Here is a 14,698-nt window from a genome sequence, read left to right as displayed (position 1 = left end):
AGCGCTGGAACCCCTACATTACCGTTGATTTAAACGCCACCGAGCTATGGCCGACGAATTTTATAACCTTCCGTTACGGTTAGACCTCATCACCAGGGGGCCAGCCGCCAAACAGGGACCCGCAGTCCGGCAGATTGCCTGTTCCATGGATGAATCGATCCGGAATAACCTGTACCTGATCACCACCACCCAGTACAACGAAGCGCGGTACGACGGGCGGTTTGGCTGTACCATCTGGGACGATGACTTCAGCGTTGGGAACGACTCCGTGTATATTCTCTGGACCGACCGTATCGAAAAATCACTGGCCGCCGCCATTCGTCGATATGAGCCTCGGTTAGACCGCATTAAAGTGGAGGTAAGCGTAGATCGGGAAGGCACACCCGACGCACACAAGCTCGTCAGGATACGGGTTATCGCGGAAATTGCCCCCTCGAACCGGCGGCCGTTCATGTTTCAGCGCGAGATTGCCGTAGCGCCCTTCACAACAAAAATCAGGTAACCGATCAGAAATTATCAATTGGTCCTTGTACCAATCAATACCCATGAACACGCTGAATCCGGCCGATTTCTCGCGGGAGGAAATCCGCAAACGAATGACCCAGCACGCTGCCGCCATCTGGCAACTAAAGGGCAAAGACGTTGATGCCGCCGACCCGCTGGTTAGCTACCTGATGGAAGCCTGTGCGTTTGAACTGGAAAAAACGGCGCAGGCCATTGAGCAGACCCGGGGGCGTATTGTTGACCGGCTGGCCAGTGTCATGTGCCCCGACGTGATCGATCTGCCGCGTCCGGCCCATGCCATCTTCCACGCCCGTCCGGAAGAGGCGCTGATCGACTTGGCCCAATCGGTGCAGTTTTTCTACCGGGCGCCGCTTCGCGAGGGTAAACAGGACGATTATTTTTTTACGCCTGTGGTGAAGAGCCGGGTAGTGAACGGTGATGTTCGGTATCTGGTGAGTGAACAGGGAATTGTCGAGTTCAACGGGGCCGAACGCATGCCGTTAGACAAACAGGTGCAGGCGGGTCCATCCATAAATCAGCAACAGTCAATCTGGATTGGCGTTGAACTCGACCAGACCGTGAAAGCCATTGGCGGACTGACGTTCTACTTCGATTGGGAAACTGAATCGGTTCGTCAGAAAGCTGTTTATTACCGAAAGCTTCAGGATCGGCATCAGACTGAATGGTTTTTGAACGGACAGCCCATTCAGGTTTATCCGGGTTTTGTGAGTCCCGATACCAAAGCGCCTCACCTCGGTCCGGAACTCGATGTGCTGCACCAGCTAGAGCAGGAAGTCATGAGTCTCTATCGCCACACCTTCATGACGTTGGGTAACGTACCCGGCAGCGATGAGTGGGGCTCGGCGGTGAGCGTTATACCGCCTGGTTTTCAGTTCACCGAGCACCAACGAAAGCTGTTTACTAAAGAAGTTCTCTGGCTGGAGCTCCGGCTGAGTCGGGGTTTTCCTATGCAGGCCGTAGCCACAATGGATATCCGTCTGAACTGCTTTCCGGTCATGAATCGCTTTCTGAACCGGTTGCAGCAGCGACTGTTTCAGACCCTGAATGTATTTCCGCTGAAGTCAGAGGCCGAGTTTCTGTTTATTCGCCGGGTATACGATGCCGACAGCAAGGAGTTGTTCCGGTCTTCGCCGTTGCGGGATGTGAATCAGCTGGAGGAGAATTCGTTTATGTGGCGTCCCCACGATATCGGCCGGTTCGACGAACGCAATGCCCGCGACCTGCTCCAGCATGTACAGCAGCTGCTTTTGGATGAGAACAGGGCGTTCCGGGCGTTGGGATCGGGCTGGTTCGTAAAGACCCTCGACGAACTGAACCGCAATCTCGACGACCTGCGTCAGCAACTGCTCTCGATGCCTGAAGAAGGATTCAAAGCGGGGAGTCCCTATGTCTTTATCCGGCCCCGCCAGACAGACAGTAATCTGTTCGTTGAGTTTTGGAGTACCAACGGGAAAGCCGCCAATTTCATACCAGCCTATACGTCACTAGCCTATTATGGCGGTTATGATTCGATGAAAACCGACCGGACGGCCCTCTTTCTGATGACCTCGACGGTGGGCGGCTACGACAAACCCAGCACCGCGGAGAAAGAGTATCAACTACGGCAAACCCTGCTTTCCCGGCAGCGGTTAGTGACGATGGAAGATATTCAGGCCGAGTGTAAAGCGTATTTCTTTGCCCGGCTGGGTGGGGTTGCCGTTGATGTTGTGGTTGAGAAAGCATTTGCCGAAAACCTGATTGAAGGCGCTGGGTACGTTCGTTGCCTGGATGTTACGGTGATCCCAAAAGCACGCACCGAATTGTCGCCCAGTGAATGGGAAGCCGAATGTGACCGATGCCGCCAGTATATGGCCGACCGCTCGGCCATGAACTTACCGTATCGGGTTAAAATGCAGCAGACAGCGAACACACTCCGCCAGGTATGACGCTACAGCAGTATGCCAGCCAACTGGATCGGCTCACCAGCGATATTCGTCTGGAAGTTATTTTGGCCGAATTGACGCACGACGGGCTCAATCCGCGCCACGACCTGATGATCCACTCGTCGGGGCTTTTTTCGCGTAGTTACCGCCACGATGTGGGGAAGGCGCTGGTAGGTAATACGGATGTTTTTTCCGACGATTCGACCGCCATTGATTCAAACCGGCGGCAATATCTGAATGTGGAAGTTCACCGGGATGGCCTGTACGATTACCTGCCCGAAGGGCTGTTCCATCAACCCACCAACCTGGGGCGTGATCAGGCCGAAGTGTTTGAGGATATCGACGAACAGGCCCGTAGGCAACGCGGAATCCGGCAATTTTTCCAGCCGCTCGAGCAGGAGTTTTATTTGCAGGGGCTGGCCATGGAACTGGAAGAGCGCAAGTATTTTGTTACCGAACAGAACCTGCGCCAGAATAATCAGGGCGACGTACTGCGGCGGTTCTGGGGCATACCGCCCGATCTGCTCGACATTCGTCAGCTCAATAATTTACTGCACCTGCTGCCCGTTGCGCATCGGCTCGTTCATAACACGCTTCTGGTGCGGCAGGTATTCGAGCTGATGTTGAGCGTGCCCGTCGAAATCAGGACGATTCCCCCTCTGGTTCACGAAATTGGCTTGACGACCGACGACGTACCTGCACCCAATGACCTCTCAAAGGCGGAGTTAGGTAACTTTTCGCTCGACGGAGCCTATCAGGATACTATGCCTGCCTACGAAATTCGGATTGGCCCACTGCCGCCCAGCCGCCTGAACGATTTTCTGGAGATACGCTTCAACAAGCAGCTAATTTTCATTGGGGAAAGCCGGAAGGTCATGAACCTGCTGATTGGCTACTTCATGCCTGCCGAGTCCGATGTGGTCGATCACCTGCTTGTCGAGTCCAACGAGCAGTATTTATCCCTGAGCGACGACGCGGCCGAGCTGGACAATGCCCTGAATCCGGTACCGTTTACTATGCCATTTGGGCTGATGCTGGTGGCCAAACAGTCGGCCAGTGTATTGGGCGTGGCGGCGTACATCTAGCGCCTACCGGCTGGCCTCCATCATGGAAACAACCAGTTGGGCTGAGTTCCGGGCGGCAATGGCCAGAAACGTGCGCATATCGGTTCGGGCCGAGCTGTTGGCCTTGTCGCTGAGGCTACGGATCACCAGACAGGGAATGCCCTGCTGGTAACAGATCTGCGCGACTGCGGCGCCTTCCATCTCCGTGGCATCGGCCTGATGCTCGGTTCTGAGCTGATTTACCCGCTGGTCGGAATTCACGAACTCATCGCCCGTTACAATGCGCCCCGATACGGCAATTGGTGCGCGGGGCAGACCCGGAATCGGCTCAAGGGTACTCGTGCTGGCTGTTTTCAGGGCCAGGGCCATGAGGGCTGAATCGCCCGGAAAATAGCTGGGGTTCAGGGTGTTGGTGAGCAGATTCCGTGTCTGGTTTGTCGGTTTATTATCGAGGGTCGTCCAGTGGTAGTCGTGGTAGCCTGTTTCGCGGCCAACGACCAGATCGCCCGGTTGCAGGTCTGGACGGATGCCTCCGGCAATACCCGTAAAAATCACTTGTTTGGGTCGGAAGTAAGCCAGGGCAAAGGCGGTTGTCATGGCCGCGTTCGTTTTGCCAATGCCCGTGAGCGCCACCACGACCTGCTGAGCCCCTAACCGCCCTGTCACAAACCGGATGCCGTTTTTCTGCACAACAACCGGGTTTTGCAGCCGCTTTTCAACCAGGTCGATCTCTGGCCCGAAGGCACCCAACAGGGCCGTTACTGGCGCTGGCTGATACGCCTGCCCGTGGCTGAAATAGCTGGCGACAACAAGGATAAGGACAAGACAAAAGCGCATGATAAGTCAGGTAGTTGGGCCGGGAAGCCCGGTGTGTTGTATTCAGTGCTTATGCAGCGGTTGATCGGCCACTACGGTATACTACTGGTTATTGGCTTGTGCTATAGGGCATTAGGTTAGTAGCCTTAGTGGCCAGTGTACATGGTCACACGCCGCCTCGGTTAATCGAACAGGAGCCAGTCTACGCCAAATCCGAAGCCGCGCTGTAGTTGCAGATAACCGGGGGCTACAAAATAACCAGGCTGGAAAATTCCCTGATTCACGTGACTGAATTTCAGAAAGAAACGTACCCGGTTCACACGCATATTGGCGAAGGCATCGGCCAGAATAGCTCCTTCAACCAGCTGCCGGTCTTGCAGGTAATATTGCTGCGTAACAGGCGAATAGGCATCGCCGTAGAACTTCGATTTGTAGTGTAGTTCAAGCCCGGTCTGAATGTGCAACACTTTGGCGTAAATGAAGTCGTATTGCACCCGGCCATTGATAAACAAGGTCGGAATACGCAGTACATCGTTTCCGGCGTTCAGGGGCGTGTAATAAACCTGGGTGCTGGCTTTAAAACGCGCTCTGGTGTAGGTCGCTCCCAACCCGACCCGGAACATGGTAAAGGCCGTTGCCAACTGGGCAGGCTCAGCCCGCTGGTTGAAATACAGGTAATTGTTGAGCAGCCAGAAGTCGCCACCGGGCGACACGGTCCAGTTCTTATACGTCACATTCAGCAGCCCGTAGGCATGTTGGGTACCGCGCAATCCGAAGCGATTGGTGTTGTTCCACTCATAATGATTACTGCTGAACCGTTGCGCGATCAATGTGGGCTCGGCCAGCATGGTTGTAAAACCAAGCGTGAACAACTTACTCTCGAGCTGACCATTCAGCCGAAAAGCGCCCGTGCCGACCAGGTATTCACCTTCAGCCGTTAAGCGCGATAAGCTGTCGGGGAAGTAGTAACCCAGCCAGCCGCCGATGTAATTCTCAAAACCAGAAGCGGTGTAGGTGTTCAGGTTTTGTTGCGTTTCTCCGCTGAGAACGGTTGTGGAGGCCAAGTTATAGTCACTCCGCTGGCTGAAGATCCGCTGCCGATAGAAAAGCCGGTAGTTATAAGCCGATTTCCCCCGGTTGTAAATGCCCTTTACGCCAAACGTATTGTCAATAGCGTGCCAGTATACGTCTTGCTGGGTACGTGTCGAGTCGTTAATAATGCGCGGATAAAAGTTGGAAAACTGCTGGTTGGCTATTAGCGCATCGTCTTTGTAATTATTGGTCTGTATCTGGTAATCAAGGCGATGAAAGAATTGAATACCATCAGTAGGTACGTACTGATGGTATAAATGAATGTTCGTACGTCGTTCCCAGCCCAGCGTACTGGCCAGCTTGGCCTGGCCTTCATAATCAAATGCAATAGTGTCGCCATTGGCATTTCTGCTGAACACATTACCGCCCTGCTCGGGCAGGCTATGATTCATGTGGTTCAGGTGCGCCAGTAGCGTGTAGCGATCGTTTTTTGTGCGGTAGTTGCCATGCAACAACACGCCCCAGTCCTGCGCCAGCAGTCGTTCTGTCTGGCTGCGTGCTGCGCTGGTGCCAAACTGCCGTTCAGAAGTGAATCGCTGCACGTTGAAGCCGACGTTCAGCCTGGGCGTAATATTCTGGTTGAAGTCGAAGTTCAGGATATTCTGGTTACGGCCTCCCAGCACCAGATACATGTCCGTGAAGGGCGATTTGGTGTCGTAATAACGTACCTGGTTCGTCTGAAAGGCGTAGGGAGAAAACACATAATAGCCTTGCTGTTCGCCGATCTGCGTTGGTGTTTCGTAGAAAACAGGCCGCAGGGGCGTGCCCAGATTGCCCAGATCGGTGTAGCGATTGTCATTCCGCTTCGTGAACTCGAATTGATGTGTACCAACCAGCGACGTATCGGTGAGGAAAAGCTTTTTCCGGTTGTTAAACACATCGCTTTCCAGAAAGAAGCGGGCCGTGGCAGGGCCATAAATCACTTTTGTGGAATCATCGATGCCCACGCCCGCACCCGTACCGCCAGGTCGGCCAGCGCCGTTGGTACCGGTCGTGCCCGGAAAAGTCCCCGCGCTGTTTGGAAACGTACCTACGCCCGTTTGCTGGGCCAGCGAGACGGTGGTAAGACAAAAAAAGGAGGCTAGAAAAAGAAGTGCCGAAAACTGCATATGCAAAAATAGACCAAAACCCGCGCCGGGCCGCTACCGGGCTACTGGTTAACGATTTTTAAGTGCCGGGCCGCGTAGGCAGTCGCCCACCAGGCGGGCCAGGGTGTTGGCATCCTCCTGCTCGAAGAACCTCATTTGCACGGGTAAGTAAGCCAGCTGGCGGGTTTGGCGTTCTGCATCCGTGAGCAAGGCTGAAAGCTTCACTTCATCTTTCTGCGTGGTCAGCAACCAGTCATGGGGGGGCATATTCGTGAGTAACTGTTCCACATCAGCTCGCGTATAAGCATGATGATCACCGAAGTCGGCGTGATTGGCCACTCCCCAGGTGTCGCCCACGTACCTGGCCAGCGAGTCGGAATTCGCCAGCCCCGACACCAGCTGCACCGGACCGTTGATCAGCGCGGGCGACAGATCAGCAAAACGGCGTGGCTGATCGTAGGCCAGGCCGGCGAACAGAATAGGTATCGGGCTGTTACCCGTTCCCCCGTGGGTGTATCGCCGGATCTGCTGCTCAATGGTCGCCCGTTCAACGGTCGACGGCGCAGCTGGGCACTTTGTTACAATGACCGCGTCGGCCCGCCGCGCTCCTTCCCGCCGCTCCCGCAATCGCCCGCCCGGAAAGGGATCGTCTGTGTAAAAGGGGCGATTGTAGTCGGTCAACAGTAAGTTTAACTGGGGCTGTACGGCCCGGTGTTGAAAGGCATCGTCGAGCACAACCGTTTGTATAGCAGGCTTTTCGATAGCTAGTTGCCTGAGCGCATCGGCGCGGCGTTCACCAACGGTGATGCAAACCGCCGGACTGAAATTGCTGAACAATTGCAGCGGTTCGTCGCCAATCGTAGCGGCGGTGTCAGCCGCAGTGGCTATGCGAAAGCCACGCGTTTGCCGACCATACCCCCGGCTGAGTGTGGCTACCTCGCCCGTGAGTTGCTTATCAAGGGTTAACAAATACCGAAGCAGATACTCGACAGCTGGTGTTTTGCCTGTACCACCCACCGCCAGATTTCCTACCGATATACACCGCTGAGTAGGAATTGTGGTGGTGACATACTGGTGGTCATAGAGGAAATTGCGCAGGGCTAATACACCACCATAAGCCAGAGACAGCGGTTTTAGCAGGTTTTTAGATGTCACACTCTGGGTAATAATTTCGTAACATGTTTTTGCTGATGGGGGCAAAAGTAGTAGTTTTAGCGGTTTGTTTCCCCCCGCCACCGTATCCAATGAGTCTCCGGGTCAGCTACCTGAAATATACGCTTAAGTTCACCTTCGAGGCTGGCACCTCGCGGGGGACGCTTACCCAAAAAGACTCCTTTTTTCTTCGCCTGTTTGATACTGACCAGCCCGATGTGGTTGGCTACGGAGAGTGTGGCCCGTTGCGCGGCCTTAGCCTCGACGATATTCCTGACTTTGAAGACCGGCTTACCGACTATTGCCAGTACTTCAACCAAATTGATCTTCAGCTATTTGACTGGAACGTAACCGTCGTGCTGAACCAACTGATCAGTCAGCAACACCCCAGCATTTTGTTTGGCTTTGAAACCGCCATGCACGATTTTCTGTCGGGTGGTCAACGCCTGATTCGTGACACCGAATTTGTGCATGGTCGCCGGGCTATTCCTATCAACGGACTGGTGTGGATGGCCTCGCAGGAGGTAATGCGTCAACAGATCGACCAGAAGATAGCGGCGGGGTATACCACCATCAAGCTTAAGATCGGTGCCATCGACTTCGATCAGGAATGCGCACTGCTCGCCCATATCCGTGAGCGGTATACGCCCGAACAGATCACCATTCGTGTCGACGCCAATGGGGCTTTTAAACCCGATGAGGCGTTGGCCAGGCTGGAACGACTGGCTGCGTATCAACTCCATTCCATTGAGCAACCCATTGCTGCCGGTCAGCCCGAGCTTATGGCCGAACTGTGCCGCCAAACGCCTTTGCCCATTGCGCTGGATGAAGAGTTGATCGGTCATATGGAGTATGTCGACAAGTTTAGGCTGCTTAAGAAGATACAACCCCAATACATCATTCTGAAGCCAACGTTGCTGGGTGGCCTTCGGCACTGTGATGAGTGGATCGAACTGGCCAATCGGCTAGCTATCGGCTGGTGGATCACGTCGGCGCTCGAATCCAATATCGGGCTGAACGCCATTGCCCAGTATGCGTCGCAGTTCAAAAACCTGATGCCGCAGGGGTTGGGAACAGGCCAGCTTTACCATAATAACATCAGTAGCCCTTTGCATATCAACGCAGGTACGTTGCAGTATGATCCGGCCACTCCCTGGTACCTGAATGGCCTGCGTCCGTAGCTGCTTCATTGGCTGGGATACTAAACAGTAGGCTCAGCCCGTCTGACGTTTGTGCGATTTCATCACGAATTTCTTCTCAACTCATGTCATTGACTGCCTTGCATCGCTCAACAGCCGGCTTACTGGTCGTTGGCTTACTCATTTCCTGGTTGCCTTCGTTCGGGCAACTGCTCGCGGAAAAAACAGCCTACACCCACGGGGACACCTTACGTGGCACCATGACCCCCGAACGTACCTGGTGGGACCTCGCCCACTACCATCTCCAGGTACGTGTATCGCCGGATGATAGTCTGTTCAGTGGCCAGAACACCATTCGGTATCGGGTGCTGAAGGCAAGCCAGACGATGCAGATTGATTTGCAGGCACCCATGAAGCTGGTGCGGGCCGAGCAGGACGGACAGCCGCTCGCGGTACGGTCTGATGGGAATGCGCATTTTATCACGCTCCTCAAACCACAGCGTCTGGGGCATACAGAGGCGATCACGATTGTGTACCAGGGCAAACCCCGTGTGGCCCGAAATGCCCCCTGGGATGGAGGCGTTTCCTGGGCGCGTGACTCAACAAAAAGCTGGTTTATTGCGACCTCCTGCCAGGGGCTGGGTGCCAGCGTATGGTGGCCCTGTAAAGACCATATGTACGATGAGCCCGACTCAATGCAGATCAGTGTGACGGTCCCCGAGCCGTACATGGACGTGTCGAATGGGCAGCTCCGCCGGGTAACCACTAACGCTGACCACACACGGACCTACGATTGGGCAGTCACGAATCCGATCAATAACTACGGCGTCAACGTCAACATAGCGAAGTATGTTACCTGGCATGAGACATACCAGGGAGAGGCAGGCCCGCTGTTGCTGTCGTATTATGCGTTGCCGCAAAACGAAGCGGCTGCCCGGCAACAGTTTCAACAGGCAAAAAGTATGTTAAAGGTATTCGAGCACTGGTTTGGTCCATACCCGTTTTATAAAGATGGCTACAAACTGGTGCAGGTGCCCTACCTCGGTATGGAGCACCAAAGCTCGGTGACCTATGGTAACAAGTTCAGGAACGGGTATCTGGGTCGCGATCTATCCCGCACAGGCTGGGGGCTGCGCTGGGATTTTATTATTGTTCATGAGTCGGGTCACGAGTGGTTTGCCAATAATATCACCTACAAAGACATTGCCGATATGTGGATTCACGAGAGCTTCACGGCCTACTCGGAAAACCTGTATACGGAGGCGCTCTTTGGCAAAAATGCGGGGGCTCAATACGTGATCGGAACGCGGGTAGGGATTCGAAATGACCGACCAATTATTGGCAATTACAACGTGAACAGCGAAGGGTCGGGCGATATGTATTACAAGGGAGCCAATATGCTGCACATGATTCGGCAATGGGTGGGTAACGACGAAAAATGGCGGCAGATTCTGCGGGGCATGAACAAGACATTCTACCACCAAACCGTGACCTCACAGCAGATCGAATCGTACCTCATCAAACAAACCGGCCTTCCCTTGAAACCCCTGTTCGACCAGTACCTGCGCGATGCCCGAGTGCCGGTGCTTGAATACAAACTGACGCCGGAAGGCGTTGCGTATCGTTTTGCTAACTGTCAGAAAGGCTTCACAACAGCCATCCGCCTCTGCCTGAACGACGCTGGCCCACGCCGACTGGTGACCCCCTCAACCACTTGGCAAACCCTGATTCAACCCAACAGTAAAGAAGTCAGCGTCGACGCCGATTATTACGTTCTCACCAAAATGGTAAGCATGTAGGGGCAACCCATAGTGGTCGCCCCTACATGCTTGCCCAGTCGATTCCTTTGCGTAATAATGTTAGCGTCTCGGCTTCGGGCGAGTTCGGTTCCGGGTGGTAATCGTAGAGCCAGTTGGCTTGCGGCGGCATGCTCATCAGAATGGATTCGGTGCGTCCGTTGGTTTCCAGTCCAAATTTAGTGCCCCGGTCCCAGGCCAGGTTGAACTCAACGTACCTGCCTCGCCGGAGCCCCTGCCAGTGCTGCTCGCGGGGCGAGTAGGGGAGGTCACTGTTTTGGTGCATGAAATGCGTGTAGATGGGGGCAAACGATTCCCCCACTGCCCGCTGAAACGCAAACAGATCAGCCTTGGTAGCGGTCTCGTTTTCGTTCAGGTAGTCAAAGAAAATACCGCCTACCCCCCGTGTTTCCTGACGGTGCGGGATATAAAAATAATCATCGGCCCAGGCTTTGAAGCGCGGGTAATAGGCCGGGTCGTGCTGGTCGCAAACGGTTTTTAACTGCTGATGAAACCAGCGTGCATCCTCAGCAACGACGTAATGGGGAGTTAGGTCGATACCGCCGCCGAACCAGTAGGTACCTGTGCTCAGCTCAAAGTAGCGCACATTCATGTGAATGATTGGCACACGGGGGTTGCGCGGGTGAATCACGATAGAAACGCCCGTTGCATAGAAGTCGGCCGGTTCGGTAAGGTTCAACTGCCGGAGCGTTGCCTCGGAGGCTTCCCCTTCAACGGCCGAGAAGCCTACACCCCCTTTCTCGATTACGGCTCCATCAGACAGTACGCGTGACCGCCCACCGCCACCGCCGGGGCGTTGCCAGTGATCTTCGCGAAAGGTACTTTGCCCATCAGCAGCTTCGAGGGCCCCACAAATCCTGTCTTGAAGACCTTGCAGGTACGTTGTAATCTCTCGTTTATCGGGTTGTTGCATAAAAAGAAAACCTAAAAAGCAGCGCATGGGGTGGCAGATAACCAACTGGGCTGGCAAAGGTAATTCATTCTTTCCGATCCGGTTTTCCGGGCGATCTACTCACCGACTGCCAACGCCTGAACAGGGCGGGTCGAAGCCCGGATAATAAGCTCTGCTTCCAGGTTCACCTGCGTGATTCGGTTGTTTTTTTGAATCATTTCTACCAGCAGTTTAGTCGCCATCTGCCCCATATCCACCAAGGGTTGCCGAATGCAGGTAATCGGTGTGTAGAACAGATCATACGCTTCCACTTCGTCGAAACTCAGAATGGCTAGCTCGTCTGGTACCTTTATGCCCAGCGCATTAAGTTGTTTGAGGCCATGCAGAGCCAGCGCATTAGAGGCAAACAGGATCGCGTCTACGGGCTGTTTATTGGCCAGCAGCTCTTGAATAGCCCTGGCCATTTCACCTTTGAAGGTAGACTGCCCGAGTTCCTTCAGCCAGGTCTTATTGAGCGGAAGCTGGTTGTCTTTCAGCGCAGTACGGTAGCCCCGTTTACGCTCACTCATGTGAAAGAGGGTTGTATCGAAGCTGATAAGACCAATGCGCCGATAGCCTGAATGGATCAGATGCTGCACACCCTGATAAATGGCTTTATAGTTATCCAGTGCCACATAATTGGTCGACAGCGCTGGAAAATAGCGATCAATCAACACGAACGGAATGCGCGACTGAAGGGCTATGAGCTGACTTTCCGAGCCTTCCGGGGCGGAAATAATCAACCCGTCAACTTGCCGATTGAGGAGGGTGTCGATCAGGTTTTGCAGTCGCTGCGGGTTCTCATCCGAACTGCCAAACAAGACCGTGTATGCATGTTTAGCCGCCTCATCTTCAATAATACGTGCCAGCGACGATGAAAAGGGGTTCGAGATATCGGCCACTACCAATCCGAGGGTATATGTCTTGCTGGTTTTGAGGCTCTTGGCAATTTGGTTGGGCTGGTAGTTTAAGCGCCGGGCTGCCTCCTGAATCTTTTTAGCAACCTCTTTACTGATCCGGTTCTCCTTCTTATTGTTCAGCACGTAGGATACCAGGGCAATTGAAACGCCTACATCCTGAGCGATGTCTTTCATCGATGTCTTTCTAACCATGGATCGTACCAGAAAAAGCCAATAAAATAGTTAATCGTTTAAACAATAGTATGGTTCAAAATGGCTTATTCAGGCTAGTAGAATCTGCCTTAATTCATAAAAAAGTTATTTTAATTGCATTATTTTTATGAATATAACTTGCGAAATAGAGAAAAACAGCCGTTTTGCGCTCTGTTGGTTTAAACGTTTAAACCAATTCTGATGAGCTGCCGTTTTTCACTTGACGATCAGGCCATAGGCTGACGTCAACACCAGAACGGTTGCGAGTCCCAACAGGTGATACGCTACGACAAACAACGTGAATTATGAACAGGGAATTAACATATAGCCATAGACGCCAACTCTCATTCGGACAACTTGGCGCTGTACTGAAACAACAGCTTACCCGCTTTATCAACGATAATCCGACTGTATTTGAAGCCATCAGCCGGACGGGCGCCCCATTTGGTGGCAATAGTCTGCCCACGATAAGTCGGGTGTTTTCCGCCGATCAGCCAAGTCCACTGATGCACCCTGAACTGGATTTGCTTCGGCAGCAAGTCGATGCGTTGACGCAACAGGTTGCCCAATTGCATCAGACGCTGCATGACACGGAGGCTATCATACAGCAACGGTCGGCTCAGCATAGCCGGCAAGCAACGACCACCGCAGGCAAACAGATCGGCATTGACCGGTTCTGGGCTTTGCAGGGAAAATCACAAGTCATGGCGTAGCCGGTTGGGTACGTCGCTTCACGCAACAACAAACAAGATGAAACGGTATTCATTAATTTATTTGCTCAAAGACCAATACCAGCACATTGGTTTCGATACGTCGACAGAAGCACAGGCTACACTTCAGCAACTGCTGGCTAGCTCAAAACGGGTTCCGGTTGGTATCTACGATGCCAAAACAGAGCTCTTCGACTGGGCACCGGCTTATCAGCCGCACATGAACCAGGCAGATACCGAAGAGCTGGCTCGCCTTGGTCATGCCATTATTTCAATTGTTCAGGCACTACGCCGGCGCGATTCGAGCTGGCATCCGGGTGATGGGTTTCGCCGACCGAGCTTTTTTGCGTAGTAACAGGGTGGCCGATCAGTCGTTTAGGTTATCTGCGTGAAGGGGACCATTTACCAAACCCAGGCCGGATCATTCAGGTACGTTGGCAACTTACGTTTGCTCATAGCCTGTTTGTTTTGCCGATAAATAGGTTGTTATTTAAGCCCATAAACCCCTACGATATGACTGCCCAACTCACAAAACGTGCTTTACTTTCATTAGTTGTCCTCATTACCGCAACGATAAGCGCCCTGGCCCAGGGCGATAAGGCCAGTCGGCCAAGCCCACCGGCAACCGCATCGGGCACAGTGGGCTCGGCCATGGTGACGATCACCTACGGCAGCCCATCCGTAAAAGGCCGCCAAATATGGGGCGGGCTGGTTCCCTATGATAAAGCCTGGCGTGCCGGAGCCAACGAAGCCACTATTTTTGAGACAGATAAAGCGATCAAAGTAGCCGGTAAAGACCTGCCAGCCGGGAAATACAGCCTGTTTGTCGTTCCGGGCGAAAAAGAATGGCAATTCATTTTCAATTCTCAAACAGGGCAGTGGGGTATCAAGCGGGGCGGTGATGCAAACCGTGACCCAGCCAATGACGTGCTGACAGTTAGTGCAAAGCCCGATAAATCGTCGATGAATGAAAAGCTCGTCTACGAAGTAACGAAAAAAGGCTTTGTGCTTAAATGGGAAAACCTGGAAGTGCCAGTCCCCATCAAGTAAGCGGGCAGCTATAGTACCTGCAATCAATTGACGCCTGAGCCTGACCGGTTCAGGCTTTTTTTATGGGTATACCTTCGATGTATCGGGATAACGTATCTGCTCAGTGCCGGCAAACAGGGTGTTTGAGGTCCACTGAAAAGGATAATTCGGCAAGTTAATAACCCCAATTTATGGCTTCTTAACTTGCAGAAGCCTATCATTAAACATACTTGAAGACTACTGATACTGCCAATGCGTCGCCTTTTTTGGCGGGCGGAGGCGAGATGGGAAAACTTACCAG

The 14,698-nt window shown here is 53.4% G+C and carries 13 protein-coding genes; 8 read left to right on the top strand and 5 right to left on the bottom strand.

Annotation, left to right across the window (positions count from 1 at the left end):
• The first annotated feature begins 46 nt into the window (after positions 1-46).
• From ACAW75_RS08885 to ACAW75_RS08875, 3 genes are read left to right on the top strand one after another with little or no spacing between them, the layout of a single operon-like run.
• Positions 47-502 (top strand): GPW/gp25 family protein, encoded by a 456-nt coding sequence (locus tag ACAW75_RS08885; protein WP_370728338.1) that lies wholly within the window; start codon positions 47-49, stop codon positions 500-502.
• A gap of 43 nt (positions 503-545) precedes the next feature.
• Positions 546-2,450, top strand: a complete 1,905-nt coding sequence (locus ACAW75_RS08880) for a type VI secretion system baseplate subunit TssF (RefSeq protein ID WP_370728337.1) — start codon at positions 546-548, stop codon at positions 2,448-2,450.
• Positions 2,447-3,532, top strand: coding sequence for a hypothetical protein (locus ACAW75_RS08875; protein WP_370728336.1), 1,086 nt, complete (start codon positions 2,447-2,449; stop codon positions 3,530-3,532). The genes ACAW75_RS08880 and ACAW75_RS08875 overlap by 4 nt, the downstream gene beginning before the upstream one ends.
• A gap of 3 nt (positions 3,533-3,535) precedes the next feature.
• Here the strand turns inward: ACAW75_RS08875 and ACAW75_RS08870 are convergent, their stop codons facing one another.
• The 3 genes from ACAW75_RS08870 to lpxK all read right to left on the bottom strand — a co-directional run bounded on the left by ACAW75_RS08870 (position 3,536) and on the right by lpxK (position 7,662).
• Positions 3,536-4,348: a 5'-methylthioadenosine/adenosylhomocysteine nucleosidase gene (locus ACAW75_RS08870; RefSeq protein ID WP_370728335.1), complete on the bottom strand. Its 813-nt coding sequence runs from the start codon at positions 4,346-4,348 to the stop codon at positions 3,536-3,538.
• A 161-nt stretch (positions 4,349-4,509) separates the two neighbouring features.
• Positions 4,510-6,528, bottom strand: a complete 2,019-nt coding sequence (locus ACAW75_RS08865) for a putative porin (protein ID WP_370728334.1) — start codon at positions 6,526-6,528, stop codon at positions 4,510-4,512.
• 48 nt (positions 6,529-6,576) lie between these two features.
• Positions 6,577-7,662, bottom strand: coding sequence for a tetraacyldisaccharide 4'-kinase (gene lpxK, locus ACAW75_RS08860; RefSeq protein ID WP_370728333.1), 1,086 nt, complete (start codon positions 7,660-7,662; stop codon positions 6,577-6,579).
• 89 nt (positions 7,663-7,751) lie between these two features.
• Between lpxK and menC the strand changes: the two genes are divergently transcribed.
• Both menC and ACAW75_RS08850 read left to right on the top strand, forming a co-directional pair.
• On the top strand, positions 7,752-8,840 hold the full coding sequence (gene menC, locus ACAW75_RS08855; RefSeq protein ID WP_370728332.1) for an o-succinylbenzoate synthase: 1,089 nt from the start codon (positions 7,752-7,754) through the stop codon (positions 8,838-8,840).
• A gap of 83 nt (positions 8,841-8,923) precedes the next feature.
• Positions 8,924-10,597 (top strand): M1 family metallopeptidase, encoded by a 1,674-nt coding sequence (locus ACAW75_RS08850; protein ID WP_370728331.1) that lies wholly within the window; start codon positions 8,924-8,926, stop codon positions 10,595-10,597.
• Between the two features lie 22 nt (positions 10,598-10,619).
• Here the strand turns inward: ACAW75_RS08850 and hemF are convergent, their stop codons facing one another.
• Together hemF and ACAW75_RS08840 are read right to left on the bottom strand one after the other, a co-directional pair.
• A complete protein-coding gene (gene hemF / locus ACAW75_RS08845; protein ID WP_370728330.1) occupies positions 10,620-11,528 on the bottom strand; it encodes an oxygen-dependent coproporphyrinogen oxidase in 909 nt (302 codons plus the stop codon).
• Between the two features lie 95 nt (positions 11,529-11,623).
• The gene (locus ACAW75_RS08840; protein ID WP_370728328.1) at positions 11,624-12,658 is read right to left on the bottom strand and encodes a LacI family DNA-binding transcriptional regulator; all 1,035 of its coding nucleotides are present in this window, start codon (positions 12,656-12,658) and stop codon (positions 11,624-11,626) included.
• Positions 12,659-12,963: 305 nt separating this feature from the next.
• On the opposite strand from ACAW75_RS08840, the gene ACAW75_RS08835 reads away from it, so the two are divergent.
• The 3 genes from ACAW75_RS08835 (at position 12,964) to ACAW75_RS08825 (ending at position 14,418) form a co-directional block, all read left to right on the top strand.
• On the top strand, positions 12,964-13,371 hold the full coding sequence (locus tag ACAW75_RS08835; RefSeq protein WP_370728327.1) for a hypothetical protein: 408 nt from the start codon (positions 12,964-12,966) through the stop codon (positions 13,369-13,371).
• Positions 13,372-13,408: 37 nt separating this feature from the next.
• Entirely contained in the window at positions 13,409-13,720 is a 312-nt protein-coding gene (locus tag ACAW75_RS08830; RefSeq protein ID WP_370728326.1) for a hypothetical protein, read from the top strand.
• A gap of 161 nt (positions 13,721-13,881) precedes the next feature.
• The gene (locus tag ACAW75_RS08825) at positions 13,882-14,418 is read left to right on the top strand and encodes a DUF2911 domain-containing protein (RefSeq protein WP_370728325.1); all 537 of its coding nucleotides are present in this window, start codon (positions 13,882-13,884) and stop codon (positions 14,416-14,418) included.
• The last annotated feature ends 280 nt before the right edge of the window (positions 14,419-14,698 follow it).

It is taken from the genome of Fibrella arboris (assembly GCF_041321095.1).
Lineage (GTDB): Bacteria > Bacteroidota > Bacteroidia > Cytophagales > Spirosomataceae > Fibrella > Fibrella arboris.
This window is presented reverse-complemented; position numbering and strand designations above follow the sequence as displayed.